This window comes from Streptomyces sp. NPDC003379 (assembly GCF_053589195.1).
Window position 1 is genome coordinate 24,438 of sequence record NZ_JBSFRK010000055.1, and the last position, 20,816, is coordinate 45,253.

Consider the following 20,816-nt stretch of genomic DNA (forward strand, 5'->3'; position numbering starts at 1 on the left):
CCGCGCCCGCGGACCCACAGATTCCGCCGAGCTCCTGGGCGCCCGACCCGCCGTCAGAAAGCCCCGACAGCGCGCCGCCCCACCCTTCGGAGTGACCCGCGGCGCGTTAGGCACCCTCCCCGCGCGACCCCAAATAGCGTCCAGTAGGGTTTGGTCCGCATAAACATCCAAACCCCTGCCCGACGCAGAGGGCGGCGACCTACCAGAGAGAAGGCCGCAGCCGACCGCGCGGGCGAGACTCTCGGGAAGGCGCTACGTGAGTCCCAACGGCTCCGACCGCTCGTCGCGGCGCCCGATGCGGCGGAAGCTGCCGCAGGTGCTGACTGCGGGCCTGATCCTGGCGACCGCCACCGGTTGCACATACAAGGATTTCCCCCGCCTTGGAATGCCCACCCCGGTAACGGAAGAGGCTCCGCGGATTCTCTCCCTCTGGCAGGGCTCGTGGGCGGCAGCGCTCGCCACGGGCGTGCTGGTCTGGGGCCTGATCCTGTGGAGCGTCATCTTCCACCGGCGCAGCCGCACCAAGGTGGAAGTTCCTGTTCAGACCCGTTACAACATGCCCATCGAGGCGCTGTACACGGTCGTCCCCCTCATCATCGTCTCCGTGCTCTTCTACTTCACGGCACGTGACGAGTCGAAGCTCCTGAAGCTCGAGGAGAAGCCGGCCCACACGATCAACGTGGTCGGCTACCAGTGGAGCTGGGGCTTCAACTACGTAGAGAACGTTCCGGGCGCCGGCAAGGAAAACGCCAAGACGTCCAAGGACCTGGAGGCCATCCCGGAGAGGTTCCGCAAGGACTTCCCGGCCAAGGCCAACGGCGTCTACGAAGTCGGCACGCCCGGCGAACGGAACCCCCAGAACGGCAACCCCGGCCCGACCCTCTGGCTCCCCAAGGGCGAGAAGGTCCGCTTCGTGCTCACCTCGCGTGACGTCATCCACTCCTTCTGGGTGGTGCCGTTCCTCATGAAGCAGGACGTCATCCCGGGCCACACCAACGCCTTCGAGGTGACTCCGAACAAGGAGGGCACCTTCATGGGCAAGTGCGCCGAGCTCTGCGGCGTCGACCACTCCCGGATGCTCTTCAACGTCAAGGTCGTCTCCCCCGAGCGCTACAAGCAGCACCTCGAGGACCTGGTGAAGAAGAACCAGACCGGTTACATCCCGGCCGGCATCGAGCAGACGCCCCACGAGAAGAACCGGGAGACGAACAACCTGTGAGCATCCTCAACGAACCCCAGGGTGCCGCGGCAGCACCAACAGACTCGTACGAGAACGAGCTGCCGGTCAGGCGCAGGCGGCCGGGCAACGTCGTCATCAAGTGGCTGACCACCACTGACCACAAGACGATCGGCACGCTCTATCTGGTCACGTCGTTCGCGTTCTTCTGCATCGGCGGAGTGATGGCGCTCTTCATGCGCGCCGAACTCGCCCGCCCGGGTACGCAGATCATGACGAACGAGCAGTTCAACCAGGCGTTCACGATGCACGGCACGATCATGCTGCTGATGTTCGCGACGCCGCTGTTCGCCGGCTTCGCGAACTGGATCATGCCGCTGCAGATCGGCGCGCCCGACGTCGCCTTCCCGCGGCTGAACATGTTCGCCTACTGGCTCTACCTGTTCGGCTCGCTCATCGCGGTCGGCGGTTTCCTCACGCCGAACGGCGCGGCCGACTTCGGCTGGTTCGCCTACAGCCCGCTCTCGGACGCCGTCCGCTCCCCAGGCATCGGCGCCGACATGTGGATCATGGGTCTGGCCTTCTCCGGCTTCGGCACGATCCTCGGCTCGGTCAACTTCATCACCACCATCATCTGCATGCGCGCGCCGGGCATGACCATGTTCCGCATGCCGATCTTCGTGTGGAACGTGCTGCTCACCGCCGTGCTGGTGCTGCTGGCCTTCCCGGTCCTGGCCGCCGCGCTGTTCGCCCTGGAGGCGGACCGCAAATTCGGTGCCCATATCTTCGACGCGGCCAATGGCGGCGCCTTGCTCTGGCAACACCTCTTCTGGTTCTTCGGCCATCCAGAGGTGTACATCATCGCGTTGCCATTCTTCGGAATCATTTCCGAGGTCATCCCGGTCTTCTCCCGAAAGCCGATGTTCGGCTACATGGGTCTGATCGCCGCGACGATCGCCATCGCGGGTCTGTCCGTGACGGTGTGGGCGCACCACATGTACGTCACAGGCGGCGTGCTGTTGCCGTTCTTCTCGTTCATGACATTCCTCATCGCGGTGCCGACCGGTGTGAAGTTCTTCAACTGGATCGGCACCATGTGGAAGGGGTCACTGAGTTTCGAGACCCCGATGCTGTGGGCGGTCGGCTTCCTGATCACCTTCACCTTCGGTGGTCTGACGGGCGTCATCCTGGCCTCGCCGCCGATGGACTTCCACGTCTCGGACTCGTACTTTGTGGTGGCGCACTTCCACTACGTGGTCTTCGGCACCGTGGTCTTCGCGATGTTCTCCGGCTTCCACTTCTGGTGGCCGAAGTTCACCGGCAAGATGCTGGACGAGCGCCTCGGCAAGATCACCTTCTGGACGCTGTTCGTGGGCTTCCACGGCACGTTCCTCGTCCAGCACTGGCTGGGCGCCGAGGGCATGCCGCGCCGCTACGCCGACTACCTCGACGCCGACGGCTTCACCGCGCTGAACACGATCTCGACGATCAGCTCGTTCCTGCTCGGCCTGTCGATCCTGCCGTTCTTCTACAACATCTGGAAGACGGCCAAGTACGGCAAGAAGATCGAGGTCGACGACCCGTGGGGTTACGGCCGTTCGCTGGAGTGGGCGACGTCCTGCCCGCCGCCGCGGCACAACTTCATCACGCTGCCGCGCATCCGCAGTGAATCGCCGGCCTTCGACCTGCACCACCCGGACATCGCCGCCCTCGGTCAGATCGAGAACGCCGGGCAGAAGGACACCGCGCTGTTCGGTGGCGACAAGGAGGCCGCGAAGTGAAGATCCAGGGCAAGCTGTTCATCTGGCTGAGCGTCTTCGTCCTCGTCATGGCGATCGTCTATGGCGTGTGGTCGAAGGAGCCCGCCGGTACCACGGCGCTCTTCCTGGCCTTCGGCCTGTGCATCATGATCGGCTACTACCTGGCCTTCACGGCCCGGCGGGTCGACGCCTCCGCCCAGGACGACAAGGAAGCGGACGTCGCGGACGAGGCCGGCGAAGTGGGCTTCTTCAGCCCGCACAGCTGGCAGCCGCTCTCCCTGGCCATCGGTGGCGCGCTCGCCTTCCTGAGCATCGCCATCGGCTGGTGGCTGATGTACTTCTCGGCTCCCCTCCTGCTCATCGGTCTGTGGGGCTGGGTCTTCGAGTACTACCGCGGCGAGAACCAGACCCAGTGAGTCTGTAGTTCACGAGCCGCACCGAGGGGCCCGGACACTCCGTCAGGAGTGTCCGGGCCCCTCGGCGTGTCGCGCCCGGCCCTCGGACGGGTCACTCACCGCGCCGGACCCGATGAACGTCCCTACCGTGTGTTTATGAGCCACTCACCGCGAATCCGCACGGTACTGAGCTGCACGACGCTGGTGGCCGCCCTCGGTGCGGGGACCACGGCATGCGGCAGCTCCGACGGCCACCCGCTCTCGGCGAAGCCGTACGACGCGGCCGGCCAGATCGACTTCAACGGCCCGGTGGGCAGCGAGAAGGCGGACCCGGACAAGCCGCTGGAGGTCACCGCGCAGGGCGAGGACGGACGCATCACCGATGTGACGGCCACCGACGCGACGGGCCGGTACGTGGCGGGTGAACTCTCCGCGGACGGCGCCCGGTGGCACAGCACCACGCCGCTGGCGGCCGGCGCCCACTACACGGTGCGGGTGAGCACGGAGGACGAGGAGGGCTCGCCGGGCCGCAAGGTCATGACCTTCGACACCGACACGCCCGCCGAGAAGAAGCGGCTGAAGGTCACCTTCGGCCCCGAGGCGGGCAAGTACGGCGTCGGACAGCCCGTCATCGCCACGCTCGACGCCGAGGTGAGGGGCAAGAAGGCCAGGGCCACCGTCGAGCGCGCCCTGAAGGTCAGATCGGTGCCCGCGGTCGAGGGCGCCTGGCACTGGGTGGACGACAAGACGCTGCACTACCGCCCCAAGGAGTACTGGCCCACCCAGGCGACGATCAGCGTGTCCAGCAACCTGGAGGGCATCAAGGTCGACGACAAGCTGTGGGGCGCCGACGCCAAGCCCCTGAAGTTCACCACCGGCGACCGGATCGAGGCCGTGACGGACGCCTCGTCCCACTGGATGACGGTCTACCGCAACGGCGAGGAGATCAACTCGATCCCGGTGACCACGGGCAAGCCCGGCTACTCCACCCGCAACGGCGTCAAGGTCGTACTGGGCAAGGAGTACTCCGTACGTATGACCAGTGCCAGCATCGGCGCGGCGGACTTCTACGACAAGCAGGTCTACTACGCGACGCGGGTCACCGACTCCGGCGAGTACGTGCACGCCGCGCCCTGGTCGGTCGGCTCGCAGGGCTATGCCAACACCAGCCACGGCTGCACGGGCATGAGCACCGGGAACGCCGCCTGGTTCTACGAGACCGTGCGCCAGGGCGACCTCGTGAAGGTCGTCAACAGCTCCGGTGAGGACATGCCGACGTTCGGCAACGGCCTCGGCGACTGGAACATGGGCTGGAAGAGCTGGCGCCAGGGCAGCGCGCTGCTCTCCGGCACCAGGGAAGGCCCCACGGCGGCCGACGCGGCCCGACTGCGGCCGCGGGTCTAGCGAGGCCGCAGAAGCCGGTACAGAGGGCCGCGGAGAAGCCCTGCCCCGTCAGGCGCGCACGGCCCGGCTGCTGCGCAGCAGGGCGGCCAGTGCGTCCGCGAACTCCACGGGATCGACCGGAAGGGTCACCGCCGCTTCCGCGCGGCTCCAGGTGGCCAGCCAGGCGTCCTGAGGGCGTCCGATGAGCAGCAGCACGGGCGGCGCCTGGAAGATCTCGTCCTTGATCTGGCGGCACACGCCCATGCCGCCCGCGGGCTTCGCCTCGCCGTCCAGCACACAGACGTCCACCCCGCCCCCGTCCAGCTCCTTGAGCACGGCGGGCAGCGTCGCGCACTCGATGAACTCGACCTCGGGAACATCCGTCGCCGGCCTGCGCCCGGTGGCCAACCGGACTTGCTCGCGGGTGCTCGCGTTGTCGCTGTAGACCAGCACCGTGGCGGTCGGCTGCATTGTTCCTCCAGTACGTGAGTACGTCGAGCAGTGCTCGCGGATGCTACTCCTCCCGACACCCCGTCAACAGCGGTTCGGACAGGCCTCCGCTGGGCCATACGGGCAGGACACACCCCGCAGACACTCCGAACGGCACCCCCCGGGGTGAGGGCGGGATAAGCGACCGACATAATGTCGGTCGTGGCGACAGCAACGACAGTAGATACAGGGCACGCGCACCCGCCGGTCAATCGACCGAACCTCACCAGCGTCGGAACCATCATCTGGCTGAGTTCCGAGCTGATGTTCTTCGCGGCCCTCTTCGCGATGTACTTCACCCTGCGATCGGTGACAGGTCCTGATCACTGGAAGGAAATGGCCTCGGCCCTCAACTTCCCGTTCTCGGCGACGAACACCACCATCCTGGTGCTCTCCTCTCTCACGTGTCAGCTCGGCGTGTTCGCCGCTGAGCGTGGCGACGTGAAGAAGCTCCGGATGTGGTTCATCGTCACCTTCATCATGGGTGCGGTCTTCATCGGCGGTCAGGTCTTCGAGTACACCGAGCTGGTCAAGAAGGACGGGCTCTCGCTCTCCTCCGACCCGTACGGCTCGGTCTTCTACCTGACCACCGGCTTCCACGGACTGCATGTGACAGGCGGCCTGATCGCCTTCCTGCTGGTCCTCGGGCGCACCTACGCGGCCAGGAAGTTCACCCATGAACAGGCGACCGCAGCCATCGTCGTGTCCTACTACTGGCACTTCGTCGATGTGGTCTGGATCGGCCTCTTCGCCACGATCTACATGATCAAGTAATCGGCGGGGTCGCTCACGCGACGTACCGACACATTCCTGAAGCATCGACGCAGAAGATCCTGACACCGGGGTAATCCGTGAAAAAGCTCTCCGCACGACGACGCCATCCGCTGGCGGCGGTCGTCGTCCTACTCCTCGCGCTGGCGGCCACCGGGGGGCTGTACGCCGCGTTCGCGCCGGCGGACAAGGCGCAAGCCGATGACACCGCCCAGTCCCTCGCCATCGACGAGGGCAAGAAGCTCTACGCCGTGGGCTGCTCCAGCTGCCACGGAACCGGCGGTCAGGGCGGCTCCGACGGTCCGAGCCTGGTGGGCGTGGGCGCCGCGGCGGTCGACTTCCAGGTCGGCACCGGGCGCATGCCGCTCCAGCAGCAGGGCGCCCAGGCGCCCAAGAAGAAGGTCATTTACAACCAGGCCCAGATCGACCAGCTGGCGGCGTACATCTCGTCGCTCGGCGCCGGTCCCTCGGTCCCGACCGAGAAGCAGTACAGCCCGGACGGGGCGGACATCGCCAAGGGTGGCGAGCTGTTCCGCACCAACTGTGCCCAGTGCCACAACTTCACCGGTGAAGGTGGTGCGTTGACGCACGGCAAGTTCGCGCCGTCGCTCGAAGGTGTCTCCCCGAAGCACATCTACGAGGCCATGCAGACGGGCCCGCAGAACATGCCGTCCTTCCCCGACACGACCATGCCGGAGAAGGAGAAGAAGGACATCATCGCGTACCTCGACGCGGTCAACGGCGAGAAGACCCAGAGCCCCGGCGGTCTCAAGCTGGGCGGTCTCGGTCCGGTCAGTGAAGGCCTCTTCGGCTGGATCTTCGGTCTCGGCTCGCTGATCGCGGTCGCCGTGTGGGTCGCCGCTCGGACCGCAAAGGCCAAGAAGTCATGAGTAGCCAAGAGATTCCAGAAGAGAACCTGCCCAGCAAGCAGGTGACCGAGCCCGAGCACGGCTCGGTGGCCGTCGCGGACGAGCACCCGTTCGCCGACCCGGGGCTCCCGCCCCACCAGCACCGCATCCAGGACATCGACGAGCAGGCCGCGAAGCGCTCCGAGCGTGCGATCGCGTTCATGTTCACGCTGTCCATGCTGGCGACCGTCGGCTTCATCGCCTCGTTCGTGACCATCCCGGCGGACAAGAACATCTTCGTCTGGCCGATCGGGCACATCAGCGGTCTCAACTTCGCCCTGGGTCTGACCCTCGGCGTCGCCCTCTTCTGCATCGGCGCGGGCGCGGTCCACTGGGCCCGCACCCTGATGTCCGATGTGGAGGTCGCCGACGACCGTCACCCGATCGAGGCCGAGCCCGAGGTCAGGGCCAAGGTCATGGCCGACTTCAAGGCCGGTGCCGAGGAGTCGCAGTTCGGCCGGCGCAAGCTGATCCGCAACACGATGTTCGGCGCGCTCGCCCTGGTCCCGCTCTCCGGTGTCGTCCTCCTGCGCGACCTCGGTCCGCTGCCCGAGGACAAGCTCCGGCACACCAAGTGGGCCAAGGGCAAGAAGCTCGTCAACATGAACACGCACGAGCCGCTGCGCCCCTCGGACGTGCAGGTCGGTTCGCTGACGTTCGCCATGCCCGAGGGCATGTCGGAGCACGACCACGACTTCCAGACCCAGATCGCCAAGGCCGCCCTGATGATCGTCCGGATTCAGCCGGAGAACATCAAGGACAAGCGCGAGCTCGAGTGGTCGCACGAAGGCGTCGTGGCGTACTCCAAGATCTGCACCCACGTGGGCTGCCCGATCTCCCTGTACGAGCAGCAGACGCACCACGTCCTGTGCCCGTGCCACCAGTCCACCTTCGACCTCTCCGACGGTGCCCGAGTCATCTTCGGCCCGGCCGGTCACGCCCTGCCGCAGCTGCGCATCGGTGTGAACGAGGAGGGCTACCTCGAAGCGCTCGGCGACTTCGAAGAGCCCGTCGGTCCTGCCTTCTGGGAGCGCGGATGAGTACCACACCCCCGAACAACTCGAACAAGAAGGCACCCGCCGGCGAGCGGGTGGCCGACTGGGCCGACGGCCGTCTTGGGATCTACTCCCTGGCCAAGGCCAACATGCGCAAGATCTTCCCGGACCACTGGTCCTTCATGCTCGGTGAGATCTGCCTGTACAGCTTCATCATCATCATCCTCACGGGTGTGTATCTGACGCTGTTCTTCCACCCGTCGATGAACGAGGTGGAGTACCACGGCAGCTACGTCCCGCTGCAGGGACAGCTGATGTCCGAGGCGTTCAACTCGACCATGCACATCTCCTTCGATGTGCGCGGTGGTCTGCTGATCCGGCAGATCCACCACTGGGCGGCGCTGATCTTCATCGCGGCGATGTTCGTGCACATGATGCGCGTCTTCTTCACGGGCGCCTTCCGCAAGCCGCGCGAGGTCAACTGGCTCTTCGGCTTCCTGCTGCTCGTCCTCGGCATGTTCACCGGCTTCACCGGTTACTCGCTCCCGGACGACCTGCTCTCCGGCACCGGTGTCCGCTTCATGCAGGGCGCGATCCTGTCCGTCCCGATCGTCGGCACGTATCTGTCGATGTTCCTGTTCGGCGGGGAGTTTCCCGGCGGCGACTTCGTGGCCAGGTTCTACTCGATCCACATCCTGCTGCTGCCGGGCATCATGCTGGGCCTGGTGGTGGCGCACCTGATCCTGGTCTTCTACCACAAGCACACGCAGTACGCGGGTCCCGGCAAGACCAACAAGAACGTCGTCGGCATGCCGCTGCTGCCCGTGTACATGGCCAAGGCCGGAGGCTTCTTCTTCCTGGTCTTCGGTGTCATCGCGGCCATCTCGGCGATCGCCTCGATCAACCCGATCTGGGCTCTTGGCCCCTACCGTCCGGACCAGGTGTCCACCGGCGCCCAGCCCGACTGGTACATGGGCTTCTCCGAAGGCCTGATCCGTGTCATGCCGGGCTGGGAGATCAACCTGTGGGGCCACACGCTCGTCCTGGGCGTGTTCATCCCGCTGATGATCATCTTCCCGCTGGTCCTGGTCGTGATCGCGGTCTACCCGTTCATCGAGTCCTGGGTCACCGGCGACAAGCGCGAGCACCACATCCTGGACCGCCCGCGCAACGCCCCGACCCGGACCGCGTTCGGCGTCGCCTGGATCACCTGGTACATGGTCATGCTGATCGGTGGCGGCAACGACCTCGTGGCCACGCACTTCCACCTGTCGCTGAACGCGATCACCTGGTTCGTCCGGATCGCCTTCTTCGTCGCACCGGTCATCGCCTTCATCGTCACCAAGCGGATCTGCCTCGGTCTGCAGCGGCGCGACAAGGACAAGGTGCTGCACGGCCGCGAGTCGGGCATCATCAAGCGCCTGCCGCACGGTGAGTTCATCGAGATCCACGAGCCGCTCGACCAGGGGCAGCTGCACACGCTCACCGCGCACGAGCAGTACGCGCCGGTCGAGATCGGCCCGACGGTCGACGAGAACGGTGTCGAGCGCAAGGTGTCCGGTTCGCAGAAGCTCCGGGCCAAGCTCTCCAAGGGCTACTACGGCGAGGACAGCCAGATCCCCAAGCCCACCGCCGAGGAGTACAAGGAGATCACCAGCGGCCACGGCCACCACTGATCACCGTCGCCACGGCAAGAGCCCCGTCCAGTGCATGGACGGGGCTCTTTGCCGTCCCGGAGGCTGGATAGGGTGGTCCCACCCCGACGTGTCGGGGTCTCCTTCCCACAGACGAAGACCAGGAGCGGCTATGAGCGCTGTGACCCCCGCAGGAGGCACTACCGCGGCGGGCCGTTCCTGGCCCGACGTACTGAACGGCCTGCTCGACGGGCACGACCAGAGCGCCGACGACACGGCCTGGGCGATGGACCGCATCATGCGCGGCGAGGCCACCGACGCGCAGATCGCGGGGTTCGCGGTCGCGCTGCGGGCCAAGGGGGAGACCGTCGAGGAGATCTCCGGTCTGGTGCGCGCCATGTACGCGCACGCACGCGTCATCGACGTGCCGGGGCCGAGCGTCGACATCGTCGGCACGGGCGGCGACGGCGCCAAGACCGTCAACATCTCGACCATGTCCGCGATCGTCGTCGCGGGCACGGGCGCGAAGGTCGTCAAGCACGGCAACCGCGCCGCCTCCAGCGCGTCCGGTGCCTCCGACGTACTGGAGAAGCTGGGCGTCAACCTGGACCTCACGCCCCAGCGCGTGGCCGAGGTGGCCGAGGAGGCCGGGATCACCTTCTGCTTCGCGGTGAAGTTCCACCCGGCGCTGCGCCATGTGGCGCCCGCCCGCAAGGAGCTGGGGATCCGTACGACCTTCAACTTCCTCGGTCCGCTCACCAACCCCGCCAAGGTGCGGGCCCAGGCCACCGGTGTGGCCGACGCCCGCATGGCGCCGATCGTCGCCGGAGTGCTCGCCGAGCGCGGCTCGTCGGCCCTGGTCTTCCGGGGCGACGACGGGCTCGACGAGCTCACGACCACGGCCACCTCGCGGGTGTGGGTCGTGCGGGACGGGGCGGTGCGCGAGGAGTCCTTCGACCCCCGTGACGTCGGGATCGGCCTCGTGCCCGTCGAGGCGCTGCGGGGCGCCGACGCCTCGTACAACGCGGAGGTCGCCCTGCGGCTGCTCGACGGCGAGAGCGGGCCGGTGCGGGACGCGGTGCTGCTGAACGCGGCGGCGGCGCTGGTCGCCCTCGCGCCGACCGACGAGCCGCTGGTGGAGCAGATCCGCGTCGGCATGGCGAAGGCGGCTCGGGCCATCGACTCCGGGGCCGCGAAGAAGTCCCTGGAGCGGTGGGTGACGGCCAGCAGCCGCTGATCACCGGGCCTGAGGCCGACACATGTGACGCGAGGCGCGGTCCGGATCCTGGACCGCGCCTTGCGCGTCGAAGATCTTGTGGCAAGATGCAGGACAGGTCATGAGTGACAGCGACTACGGCCCCGGCCCGCTGTCCGGCAACCCTCCGTCCGTGGCGGGGTGCCCCGGGTGAAGACCAGGTCGTACGCAGCAAGGCGTATGGCAAGCGCGGACCCCTGGACATCGGTGAATGTCACAGCCCTGGGGTCCTGGTCCTCAAGGGAGCAGTCTCGTGAGCAAGCGAATGCGATAGGGCCTGTCGGCCCCGTTTTTCACACCCTCCGCCCGGCGAAGAGCGCCGTGCGTCGAGGCAACACCCGTACGCCGGACAGCCGTCGCGCTGCCGCACGGGATCTTTCGCAGCCGTTCCGCCTTGCCCGCAGGGAGATACCGCCATGTCTGTTTCCGCCGTCGCCGCCGACTCCTCCGTCTGTGCCCCGCTGGCCGTGCTCGGCCGGGACGTCACCGTGCCGCTGGTCACCGGCGGTGAGGTGACGTACGCCGCGCTCGACTACGCGGCGAGCGCGCCCGCGCTGCAGCGGGTGTGGGACGACGTGGCCGCGTACGCGCCGTACTACGGCAGCGTGCACCGCGGCGCCGGATACCTCTCGCAGCTCTCCACCGACCTGTTCGAGAACTCCCGTACGGCCGTCGCCGAGTTCCTCGACTGCCGCGCGGACGACCAGGTCGTCTTCACCCGGTCCACCACCGACTCGCTGAACCTGCTCGCCGCCGCCCTGCCCGCGAACTGCCAGGTCTTCGTCTTCGAGACCGAGCACCACGCCTCGCTCCTGCCGTGGCGGGACGCCCAGGTGACGTACCTCGACGCGCCCCGCACCCCCGACGAGGCCGTGCAGACCCTGGAACGGGCGCTGGCCGACCGCCACCCCTACGGGCCCGCCCTGGTCTGCGTCACCGGCGCCTCCAACGTCACCGGCGAGCTGTGGCCGGTGCGGGAGCTGGCCGCCGCCGCGCACGCGCACGGCGCCCGGATCGTGCTCGACGCAGCGCAGCTCGCCCCCCATCACCCGGTGTCCGTAAGGGAGTTGGACGTCGACTGGGTCGCGTTCTCCGGGCACAAGCTGTACGCGCCCTTCGGCTCGGGCGTGCTCGCGGGCCGCTCCGACTGGCTGCGCGCCGCCGAGCCCTACCTCGCGGGCGGCGGGGCCTCGCGGAAGGTGGCGCGACGCCCCAAGGAAGCAGGCGGCGGCGTGGACGTGGAGTGGCACGACACCGCGGCCCGTCACGAGGCCGGGTCGCCGAACGTCATCGGCGTCTACTCCATCGCCTCCGCCTGCAAGGCCCTCACCGACGCGGGCTTCGACGAGCTGGTCGCCCGTGAGCGGCATCTGATCAAGACGGTGCGCGAGGGGCTCGCCGAGGTGCCCGCCGTGCGGGTGCTCTCGCTCTTCGGTGACGACGCGCCGCGCGTGGGCGTCATCTCCTTCGTCGTGGACGGCTGGAACAGCTCGCACTTCGCCGCCGCGCTCTCCGCCGAGTACGGGATCGGCGTACGGGACGGCCTGTTCTGCGCCCACCCGCTGGTGCGCACCCTCCTCGGCGGCGAGGCCGACGAGCCCGGCGAGTGCGGCGCCCCCGAGGCGGCGCCCGGCGAGAAGTCGCTGAACGCGATCCGCGTGAGCTTCGGCGCGGGCACCCCGGACGAGCACGTCGAGCGTTTCGTACGCGCCGTCAAGGAGCTGGTGGCGGACGGCGCTCGGTGGAGCTACCGCACCGAGGACGGCCGCTGCGTGCCGGACACCAGCGCCGCCGCCTGACCCACGGGCAGCCGGCCTCCGGACAGCTGCGTCCCGAGCCGGATCATCCGCAGGGCCCGCTCGGTCGCGTCGGTGAGGAACTCGCCGCCCCGGCCGAGCGCCTCGGTCAGCGACACCGGGGCGGGCAGGATCGCGCTGTAGGCGTCCACGCCCAGCGCGCGGACGGTGTGCGCGCCGTCCCCGATGGTGCCGGCGAGCACCAGGACCGGGCGGCCGAACCGCTTGGCGCGGCGGGCCACCTCGGCGGGGATCTTGCCGTACGAAGTCTGGTGGTCCAGGGCGCCCTCGGCGGTGACGACCAGGTCGGCGCGGGCAAGGCGGGCGTCCAGGTCGAGTCGGCCGAGCAGTACGTCGAAGCGGGGCAGCAGCAGGGCGCCGAGCGCGGCGAGACCGGCGCCGAGGCCGCCCGACGCGCCGGTGCCGGGGCCGCCGAAGAGGTCCGCATCGACGCGCAGGTCGCGTGTGAGGACGTACGCCCAGTGCTCCAGGGCCGCCGCGAGCTCCTCGACCTGCCGGGGTGTGGCGCCCTTCTGGGGGCCGAAGACGCGGGCCACGCCGCGCTCGCCGCACAGGACGTTGAACGGGTTGCAGGCCACGTGGATCTCGGTCTCCGCGAGGCGGGGGTCGAGGCCGCTCGCGTCGATGCGGCTCAGCCGCGTCAACTCGCGGCCGCCACGCGGCAGTTCCCAGCCGTCCGCGTCCAGGAGGCGGGCGCCGAGCGCCTGTAGGGCGCCCGCGCCGCCGTCGGAGGTGCCGGAGTCGCCGCAACCGACCAGGATGCGGCGGGCGCCCGTGTCGAGGGCGGCGCGGATCAGCTGGCCGACGCCGTATGTCGTGGTGGCGCCCGGGTCGCGCAGATCGCGGGGGACCAGGGACAGCCCGGCCACGGCCGCCATCTCGACGACCGCCGTGCCGTCGGGCAGCAGCGCGAAGTGCGTGCCGATCGGCTGGCCGACGGGGCCGGTGGCGGGCAGCGCGACGAGGCGGCCGCCGTCCGCCGCGGCCAGCGCGCGGGCCGTGCCCTCGCCGCCGTCCACCAGCGGGATCAGGTCGGTCTCGGCGTGCGGGACGACACGGCGTACCCCCGCGGCGATGGCCTCGGCGGCGGCGGACGCGGACAGGGACTCCTTGAAGCCGCCGGGGGCGATGGCGAAACGGGTCAGCATGAGGGTCTCCTCGGTGGTTCAGCGAAGGGGGACGCCGAGCAGCGGCCACAGCGTGACGGCGCACAGCAGGACGAGCGCGGCGGTCAGCGGTGCGAGGACCGCGGAGAGGCGCAGCAGGTCACGAGGGGTGTAGGTGGGGGTGCCTGGGATGTCGGCGAAGAGCGTGACCGGCTTCGCGGAGGCGGGCAGCGTGTGGCAGAAGCCGGCGGCCGCCGTGGAGGCGAGGGCGGCGGCCACCGGGTTGACGCCCGCGCCGGCGGCCGCCGCGACGACCAGCGGGACGAGGACCGAGGAGCGCGCCGAGCGGGACTGCAGGACCAGATGCGCGGCCGTGCTGACCAGGACGACGACGGTGAGGAACAGCCACGGCGGCAGATCCAGCGGCAACCCGCCGACCAGCCACTTCGCCGCCCCGGAGTCGGTGAGCGCGACGCCCATCGCCATCGTGGCCGCCATGAACAGGAGCAGCGACCAGGGCACGGTCCGCAGGGCGTCCTTGAGCCGTACGGTGCCGAGAGCGGGGGAGGAGGCCACGACCGCGCCGATCAACGCGACGACGGCGGGCGGCACTTGGTGCAGCGGCTCACTGCACCACAGGGCCACGACCGTGGCGAGCAGCAGGGCGCAGCGCGTCTCGGCGGGCTCCCAGGGGCCGGTCACCGGCCGCTCGCTGTGTTCCTGGAGCTGGTCGAGGGTGATGTGGACCGGGCCCTCGCGGTCCGCGCGCCGCGTCGTCGTCAACAGGACGACTTCCGCCGCCAGATGGGAGGAGGCTATGGCGAGCGGGAACCCGAGCAGCAGCCACTGAGTGAACCCGATCCGCTCACCGGTCGCCTCCCACAGCACCGACACGGTGATCAGATGCGCGCCCGCGCCGATCAGGGTCGCGACCGCGGAGAGCAGGATGACGGTGGGGAAGAGCAGCGCGAGCATCACCACGAGCCGTACGCGTTCGGCGAGGACCTTGGCGAGCGCGAGGAAGACGGGCAGGGCGAGCGCGGCCCGCCCCGAGGTGGCGGGCACCGCGAAGGCCGTCACCACCAGGGCGGCGGTCGTCAGATGCGTCAGCTGCCGTACGCTGCGCGCCCCGGTGACGAGGAAGGCCGCGGCCCGCCCCGAGAGTCCGCTGCGCGCCACAGCAGCGGCGAGCACGAAGGCGCAGATCAGCAGCCACACCGTCTCGTCGCCGAGGGTGCCGAAGAGTGTGTCGCTGCTGATCACACCGGTCACGGTGAGGGCGAGGCCCGCGCCCAGCGCGATGTAGGTGTCGTCGATCGGCGTGCCGATCCAGGCGCAGGTCGCCAGCGCGAAGACGCCCAGCGTGAGGCGGGCGTCGCCGCTCAGGCCGGGGAAGTTGCCGGGGACCAGGAGCAGCGCGCAGAGGCTGAGCGCTGCGCAGAGAGTCACGGCTCGGCGCGGGTGCGAGGTCACGCTGTTCAGCGTGGTGCGCCGCGGTGAGCCCTCGATGAGCCGTTCATGAAAGAAAGTTCACCGGCCGTCGGACCGGACTCGCGCCCGGGCGGTCAGGCCGGGAGGCGGTACCCCATGCCGCGTACCGTCTCCACCCGCTGCGAGCCCAGCTTCTTGCGCAGCGCGCGGACGTACACGTCCACGATGTTGGAGCCGGGGTCGAAGTCGTAGCCCCACACGTGGGAGAGGATCTGCTCGCGCGAGAGCACCTGCCCGGGATGGCGCAGGAACAGCTCCAGGAGTACGAACTCACGCGCCGTCAGATCCACCGTCCGCCGGTCCGCACGCGCCCTGCGCGTGCGCAGGTCCAGGGACAGCTCGCCGCTGCGCAGCACCGTCACCTCGGGCGCCCGCGCCGCCGTACGCAGCCGCAGCCGCACCCGCGCGAGCAGCTCCTCGAAGCGGAAGGGCTTGGTCATCCAGTCGTCGGCGCCGCCCTCCAGGCCCGCCACCGTGTCCCGCACCGAGTCGCTCGCGGTCAGCACGATGACGGGCGTGGTGACCCGGGCCTCGCGCAGCTGCCGCAGCACCGTGAAGCCGTCCATGCCGGGCAGCCCGATGTCCAGGACGATCAGGTCGAAGCCACCGGTCAGGCCGTAGTCGTGGGCGGACTCGCCGTCGCCGACCACGGTGGTCGTGAAGCCGTTGGCGCGCAGGCCCTTCTCGACGAAGGAGGCGATGCGCTCCTCGTCCTCGACGATCAGAATGCGGTTCATGGGTGGGCCGCCCCTTCCGGCCGGGCCTGCACGAGTACGAAGGTGGCGCCGCCGCCGACCGTGGGGCGCAGTTCGACGCGCCCGCCGTGGCTCTCGGCGATGGCCTTGACGATGGCGAGGCCGAGCCCCGCCCCGGTGGCGCGCGCGCCGCGCCGCGCGGTGCCGCGGCGGAACCGCTCGAAGATCACCCCGGCGTCCTGCGGCTGTACGCCGGGCCCGCTGTCGGCGACGTACAGCTCGATCTGCCGCCCGTGCAGCCGCGACCCTATGCTGACGCGCTGCCCGGGAACGGTGTGCTGGACGGCGTTCTGGGCCAGCTGCACCATCGCCTGGGTGATGCGCTGGGCGTCCAGGTCGGCCTCCGCGTCGGCGACTTCGGCGAGGTGCCAGTCGCGCTCGCCGAGCGCCCGTGCCTTGACGAAGACGTCCGCGGTCAGCTCGGCGAGCTGCACCGGCCCGGGGGTGACGAAGTCGGGCCGCTCGGCCTTGGCGAGCAGCAGCAGGTCCTCGACTATGCGGCTCATCCGGTCCAGCTCCTCGGTGACGATGCGGACGGTCTCCTCGCGCTCCGCCGGGTCATCGCCCATCAGCTCCAGGTGGCCGCGGATGATGGTGATGGGCGTGCGCAGTTCGTGCCCGGCGTCGTCGACGAACTCGCGCTGCGCCGCGAAGGCCCGCTCCAGGCGGTCCAGCATGCCGTTGAAGGTCTCGGCGAGGGCCGCGATGTCGTCCCGCCCCTGCACGGGGATGCGCTGCGTCAGGTCCTGCTCGGTGAGGTGCGCGGCGGTCGTCCGCACCAGCCGCACGGGCTTGAGGATGCGGCCCGCGACCGCCCAGCCGATGCCGGTGGTCATCAGGAGCGCGACCCCGGAGATGGCGAGCAGCATGGTGAACACGTCACTGGCCTTGGCCTGTTCGCCTGCCGGGTGGAAGGCGACGACGAAGGCCGCTTCCGCATGCGCGCCCCTCGCCTTGATCACCACCTTCGACCAGCGGACCTCGCCCTCGGGGCGGCGCAGCGTGCCGGTGGCGTCGGGGGAGTCGAAGACGGCCGTCAGCGAGGCGGGGTCCTCGGCGAGCGGGTGGTCGATGCGCGGCTCACGGGCCTGCTGCTTCTTGGCGGGCACCGTGCCGGCGCGGCCGATCAGGCCGAGGAGCTCCTCGTCGGGATCGGCGTACTGCCGTGACAGGAAGAGCCGCAGCAGCGGGTCGGCGTCGGTGAACTTCTCGCCCGTGTGCGGATCGACACCTTCGTGTACGAAGTTGGTGAACTCCCCGGTCTCCTGGGTCAGGAGGCGGTCGATCCGGTGGTCGACCTCCCGCAGCAGCACCGAGCGGGTGGTGGCCGCGACGGCGGTGAGCGCGGTGGCCATCACCACGAGCAGCCACAGCAGGATGCGGACGCGGGCGGAGATCCGGTGGCGCGGCGGTTCAACCGTCGTCACCGGCGCCGTCGTCGTCGCTGCCGTCCCCGCCTGCGCTGCCGTCGTCGTCACTGTCATCGCCCGAGGAACTCCCGTTGGCCGGCGGTGGGGGGACCTTCCCGTCGTTGACGGGGGGCGGGGTGCCCCTCTCGTCGCTGACGGGCGGCGGGGTGACCTTCTCGTCGCCGACCGGCGGCGGGTGGACCTTCTCGTCGCTGGGGGCGGTCCGGGGAGTGGTGGGCTTCGCGGACGGCGAGCGGCTCTCCAGCTCCACCTTCGGCGGGGCCTTGGGCGGCGCGGGGTCGTCGGTCAGGAGGTAGCTGGTCGTGGCGATGCCGAGCGGGATCGCCACGACGGCGGCCAGGGCGGCCATGCGGTGGGAGAAGACCATGAGAGGAGGGTGGACGGCGTACCGCTGCGTCAGGATGAGCCGCAGATGAGGAAATCCTCATGGAGCCCGGGTGACGCCCCTCGACCGACTACGAGTCGAGGCCGATCGCGAACGCCGCCTCCAGGTCGTGCTGCGAGTACGTACGGAACGCGACGTGCGTGTCCGTCGCCTCCACGCCGGGGATCTTGCTGATCCGCCCGGGGATGACGTCCGCGAGGTCGTCGTGGCGCGGCACCCGGACCATCGCGATCAGGTCGTACGTACCGGTCACGGAGAAGACCTCGCTGACCGAGTCGAGCGCGGCGATCGACTCGGCGATCTCCGGAATCCGGTCCACGCTGGTCTTGATGAGCACGATCGCGGTGATCACGGCTGGCTGTCTCCCTCGGTGGCCGGTGCTGTGCCTTTCACTCTAGCCCTCCCGTCTCCGGCCCCCGCCCCGGCGAGGACGCGCTCGGCGCCACCCTCCTCCGGCGCGCACACCACCCCCACGCGTACAGGAACCCGAGCGAGAAGCCCACCAGGTGCGCCAGATACGCCACTCCCGTCCCCTTGCCGCCCTGCCCCGCCGCCAGCCACTGCAGCGCCACCCAGAACGGCAGCACCACCCAGGCGGGAAAGCGCAGCGGCAGGAAGAAGAGGAACGGGAAGAGGCTGGTGACGCGCGCCTTCGGGAAGAGATAGAGGAAGGCGCCGAGGACGGCGGAGATCGCTCCCGAGGCGCCGACGAGCGTCTGGCCGGAGGCCGCGTGCGCCGCCGCGTAGGCGAGCAGGGCGAGGTAGCCGCAGCTGACGTAGAAGAGCGCGTACTGGAGGTGCCCCATGCGTTCCTCGACCATCGCCCCGAAGACGTACAGGAAGAGCAGGTTCCCGAGCAGATGTACCCAGCTGCCGTGTACGAACAGGGCGGTGAACGGGCCGAGCGCGGCGCGCGGGACGCCGCTGAACAGCTCGGCGGGCACCACGCCCCAGCGCTCGAAGTAGGCCTGCTGCGCGGCGAGCAGCCGGTCGCCGGTGCCGTAGGCGTGGTTGAGCCCGGAGACCGGGGAGACCACGAAGACCAGACAGCAGACGGCGATCAGTCCGTACGTCACCGGGGCGGACCGCCCCCTGAGCAGCCCGGCCGCCGGGGGACCCCATGCTTTGATCATGGACAGAGCATGACGTAACGGTCGCTACCCGCATAGACCGCCATGCCGCGACGGAGGCCGCCGCATGGCGCCCCTTACAGGCCTTAGGGTTACGGGCAATGCGCACCACGGAACAGCGCGGACGCACCACGGCCACCGAGGAAAGCGAACAGCCACGATGACGGTTCCCCTGCCGACCGCCACCACCCGGTGGCGTTGCACGCTGTGCGGCAATCTCACGCGTTTCGACGTGACCCGCACGTCGAAGGTCGTCGAGTATGTGCACCTCGACCTGGCCGGTGAGTCGAACGTCGAGGAACGCGAGGTGGTCAGTGAGACCATCGAGTCGGTGCGCTGCCGTTGGTGCAACGCCGTGGACCAGGTGGAACTCGTGGACAGGCCGGGCACCGACTCCTGAGGGAGCGGGGCCCGCACAGCTAGTGGGGTGACGGATGGTGGAGAGCGCAGGCGGGGAGCCGGACGACGGCACCGCTGAGGTGCTCGACCGTCCGCTGCCCGACGGGGTGCGCCGACGGGTCGTCCGGCTCGTCTCGGACGGCTTCGGCGGACTGACCCTGGCCGAACTGCCCGCACAGCTGCGGCAGTACGCCCGTTTCACCCCCACCCGGCGCGCGAAGTTCGCGGGCAACGCCATGGCGGCGGCGCTGGAGAGCGACACCCTCTTCCGCCAGCGCATCGGCGAACGCCTCAGAGAGGCGCAGGGCGAGCTCGCCGGCGCCCTGGACGCGGGCTCCCCGCCCCCGGCGGCCGACCCCCTGGACGTGGCCGCCGCGGCCTATGTGCTGCGCCCCGCCGGCTGGGTGAAGCTGGTGACCGCCGCCGGCGAGGAGGCCCAGCGGGCCGACGCCGAGCGCGTCGACGAGGAGACGCGGGCGGAGCTGGAGCGGCTGCGCGAGGAGCTCGCCGCGGCCCGGGACCAGACCAGGGCGGAGACCGAGCGGCTGCGCGCGGAGCTGGAAGCGGCGCGCAGGGAAGCCGAATCGATGCATCGCAAACTGCGCGGCGCGCTCAGCGACGTCAAGCGCGGCGAGGCGGCGCTGCGCAAGGCCACCGCCGAGACCGAGGCGATCCGCGCCGAGGGCCAGGCCCAGGTGTCCGCCGCCGAGAGCGAGACGCGGCGGCTCAAGGCGCGGCTCGGCGAGAGCGAGGCCGCCCTGGAGGCCAGCCGCAGGGCGGCGCGCGAGGGGCGCAGCGTCGAGGACATGCGGGTGCGGCTGCTGCTCGACACGGTCCTGGAGGCGGCCCAGGGGCTGCGGCGCGAACTGGCCCTGCCGCCCGTCTCCGTACGGCCCGCCGAGACCGTGGACGCCGTCGAGCCCGGCCGGATGTCCCCCAAGGACATCGCCGCCCGCGCGCTCTCCGAGAACGACCCGGCGATCCTGGACCAGCTGCTCGCCCTGCCCCAGGCGCACCTGGTCGTCGACGGCTACAACGTCACCAAGACCGGCTATCCGACCATGCCGCTGGAGAAGCAGCGGCTGCGTCTGCTCGGCTCGCTCTCGCAGCTCGCCCTCCAGTCGGGCGCCGAGGTCACCTGCGTCTTCGATGGCGCGGAACTGGCCGCTCCGGTGCTGCTCGCGCCGCCGCGCGGGGTGCGGGTGCTCTTTTCCAAGCCGGGTGTGACCGCCGATGAGCTGATCCGTCAGCTGGTGCGCGCGGAGCCGCCGGGCAGGCCTGTGGTCGTCGTCTCGACCGACCGTGAAGTGGCCGACGGGATCGCGAAGGCGGGGGCGCGGCCGGTGGCTTCGGTGGTGCTCTTGAAGAGGCTTTCGCGGGGCTAAGGGGCATCACATAACTCCTGGGCCCTATGCCCGAATTGGGCGCCTCTCGCATACGACGTAGCGTCAGAAGATCATCACTGGCTGTGCGTTATCGGTAAAGATTGCGCTTGGCGACCGGTTTTTTGCCGACGGGATTTGAACTGATCACAAG

General features: G+C 69.5%; 20 protein-coding genes and 1 riboswitch. Of the genes, 12 read left to right on the plus strand and 8 right to left on the minus strand.

Annotated elements, in window-relative coordinates:
• Positions 1-256 precede the first annotated feature (256 nt).
• From ctaC to ACWDVB_RS35050, 4 genes are all read left to right on the plus strand, one after another.
• A complete protein-coding gene (gene ctaC, locus ACWDVB_RS35035) occupies positions 257-1,219 on the plus strand; it encodes an aa3-type cytochrome oxidase subunit II (protein WP_451519006.1) in 963 nt (320 codons plus the stop codon).
• The gene (gene ctaD / locus ACWDVB_RS35040) at positions 1,216-2,958 is read left to right on the plus strand and encodes an aa3-type cytochrome oxidase subunit I (RefSeq protein WP_451519007.1); all 1,743 of its coding nucleotides are present in this window, start codon (positions 1,216-1,218) and stop codon (positions 2,956-2,958) included. Before ctaC ends, ctaD begins: the two co-directional genes overlap by 4 nt.
• Positions 2,955-3,353, plus strand: a complete 399-nt coding sequence (locus ACWDVB_RS35045; RefSeq protein WP_451519008.1) for a cytochrome c oxidase subunit 4 — start codon at positions 2,955-2,957, stop codon at positions 3,351-3,353. Before ctaD ends, ACWDVB_RS35045 begins: the two co-directional genes overlap by 4 nt.
• Positions 3,354-3,488: 135 nt before the next feature.
• Positions 3,489-4,736 (plus strand): Ig-like domain-containing protein, encoded by a 1,248-nt coding sequence (locus ACWDVB_RS35050; RefSeq protein ID WP_451519009.1) that lies wholly within the window; start codon positions 3,489-3,491, stop codon positions 4,734-4,736.
• Between the two features lie 48 nt (positions 4,737-4,784).
• On the opposite strand, the gene ACWDVB_RS35055 is transcribed toward ACWDVB_RS35050, so the two are convergent.
• A complete protein-coding gene (locus ACWDVB_RS35055) occupies positions 4,785-5,186 on the minus strand; it encodes a hypothetical protein (RefSeq protein WP_451519010.1) in 402 nt (133 codons plus the stop codon).
• Between the two features lie 171 nt (positions 5,187-5,357).
• Between ACWDVB_RS35055 and ctaE the strand changes: the two genes are divergently transcribed.
• The 6 genes from ctaE (at position 5,358) to ACWDVB_RS35085 (ending at position 12,566) form a co-directional block, all read left to right on the plus strand.
• Positions 5,358-5,978 carry an aa3-type cytochrome oxidase subunit III gene (ctaE, locus tag ACWDVB_RS35060; protein ID WP_451519011.1) on the plus strand — a complete coding sequence of 207 codons (621 nt, stop codon included), beginning with the start codon at positions 5,358-5,360 and terminating at the stop codon, positions 5,976-5,978.
• A gap of 77 nt (positions 5,979-6,055) precedes the next feature.
• Positions 6,056-6,865, plus strand: a complete 810-nt coding sequence (gene qcrC, locus ACWDVB_RS35065; protein ID WP_451519012.1) for a cytochrome bc1 complex diheme cytochrome c subunit — start codon at positions 6,056-6,058, stop codon at positions 6,863-6,865.
• Complete coding sequence (gene qcrA / locus ACWDVB_RS35070; protein ID WP_451519013.1) at positions 6,862-7,923, plus strand: cytochrome bc1 complex Rieske iron-sulfur subunit; 1,062 nt, start codon at positions 6,862-6,864, stop codon at positions 7,921-7,923. Before qcrC ends, qcrA begins: the two co-directional genes overlap by 4 nt.
• Positions 7,920-9,554, plus strand: coding sequence for a cytochrome bc1 complex cytochrome b subunit (gene qcrB, locus ACWDVB_RS35075; RefSeq protein WP_451519014.1), 1,635 nt, complete (start codon positions 7,920-7,922; stop codon positions 9,552-9,554). The genes qcrA and qcrB overlap by 4 nt, the downstream gene beginning before the upstream one ends.
• Before the next feature lie 130 nt (positions 9,555-9,684).
• Positions 9,685-10,749 (plus strand): anthranilate phosphoribosyltransferase, encoded by a 1,065-nt coding sequence (gene trpD, locus ACWDVB_RS35080; RefSeq protein ID WP_451519015.1) that lies wholly within the window; start codon positions 9,685-9,687, stop codon positions 10,747-10,749.
• Between the two features lie 96 nt (positions 10,750-10,845).
• Positions 10,846-10,963, plus strand: a riboswitch (SAM riboswitch).
• A 220-nt stretch (positions 10,964-11,183) separates the two neighbouring features.
• Complete coding sequence (locus ACWDVB_RS35085) at positions 11,184-12,566, plus strand: aminotransferase class V-fold PLP-dependent enzyme (RefSeq protein ID WP_451519016.1); 1,383 nt, start codon at positions 11,184-11,186, stop codon at positions 12,564-12,566.
• Here ACWDVB_RS35085 and ACWDVB_RS35090 read toward each other — a convergent pair.
• From ACWDVB_RS35090 to ACWDVB_RS35120, 7 genes are all read right to left on the minus strand, one after another.
• Positions 12,515-13,732 (minus strand): glycerate kinase family protein, encoded by a 1,218-nt coding sequence (locus tag ACWDVB_RS35090; protein WP_451519017.1) that lies wholly within the window; start codon positions 13,730-13,732, stop codon positions 12,515-12,517. The genes ACWDVB_RS35085 and ACWDVB_RS35090 overlap by 52 nt on opposite strands.
• Positions 13,733-13,750: 18 nt before the next feature.
• The gene (locus ACWDVB_RS35095; RefSeq protein WP_451519018.1) at positions 13,751-15,163 is read right to left on the minus strand and encodes an SLC13 family permease; all 1,413 of its coding nucleotides are present in this window, start codon (positions 15,161-15,163) and stop codon (positions 13,751-13,753) included.
• A 92-nt stretch (positions 15,164-15,255) separates the two neighbouring features.
• Positions 15,256-15,918 carry a response regulator transcription factor gene (locus tag ACWDVB_RS35100; RefSeq protein ID WP_451519019.1) on the minus strand — a complete coding sequence of 221 codons (663 nt, stop codon included), beginning with the start codon at positions 15,916-15,918 and terminating at the stop codon, positions 15,256-15,258.
• Positions 15,915-17,420, minus strand: coding sequence for an ATP-binding protein (locus tag ACWDVB_RS35105; protein ID WP_451519020.1), 1,506 nt, complete (start codon positions 17,418-17,420; stop codon positions 15,915-15,917). Before ACWDVB_RS35105 ends, ACWDVB_RS35100 begins: the two co-directional genes overlap by 4 nt.
• On the minus strand, positions 17,350-17,733 hold the full coding sequence (locus ACWDVB_RS35110; protein WP_451519021.1) for a small secreted hydrophilic protein: 384 nt from the start codon (positions 17,731-17,733) through the stop codon (positions 17,350-17,352). The genes ACWDVB_RS35105 and ACWDVB_RS35110 overlap by 71 nt, the downstream gene beginning before the upstream one ends.
• 88 nt (positions 17,734-17,821) lie before the next feature.
• Positions 17,822-18,103 carry an Lrp/AsnC family transcriptional regulator gene (locus tag ACWDVB_RS35115; protein WP_125512351.1) on the minus strand — a complete coding sequence of 94 codons (282 nt, stop codon included), beginning with the start codon at positions 18,101-18,103 and terminating at the stop codon, positions 17,822-17,824.
• 37 nt (positions 18,104-18,140) lie between these two features.
• Complete coding sequence (locus ACWDVB_RS35120; protein ID WP_451519022.1) at positions 18,141-18,884, minus strand: rhomboid family intramembrane serine protease; 744 nt, start codon at positions 18,882-18,884, stop codon at positions 18,141-18,143.
• Positions 18,885-19,041: 157 nt separating this feature from the next.
• Here ACWDVB_RS35120 and ACWDVB_RS35125 point away from each other — a divergent pair, with 157 nt between their 5' ends.
• Together ACWDVB_RS35125 and ACWDVB_RS35130 are read left to right on the plus strand one after the other, a co-directional pair.
• On the plus strand, positions 19,042-19,281 hold the full coding sequence (locus ACWDVB_RS35125; RefSeq protein WP_358584052.1) for a hypothetical protein: 240 nt from the start codon (positions 19,042-19,044) through the stop codon (positions 19,279-19,281).
• A gap of 34 nt (positions 19,282-19,315) precedes the next feature.
• Positions 19,316-20,665, plus strand: coding sequence for an NYN domain-containing protein (locus ACWDVB_RS35130; RefSeq protein ID WP_451519023.1), 1,350 nt, complete (start codon positions 19,316-19,318; stop codon positions 20,663-20,665).
• The last annotated feature ends 151 nt before the right edge of the window (positions 20,666-20,816 follow it).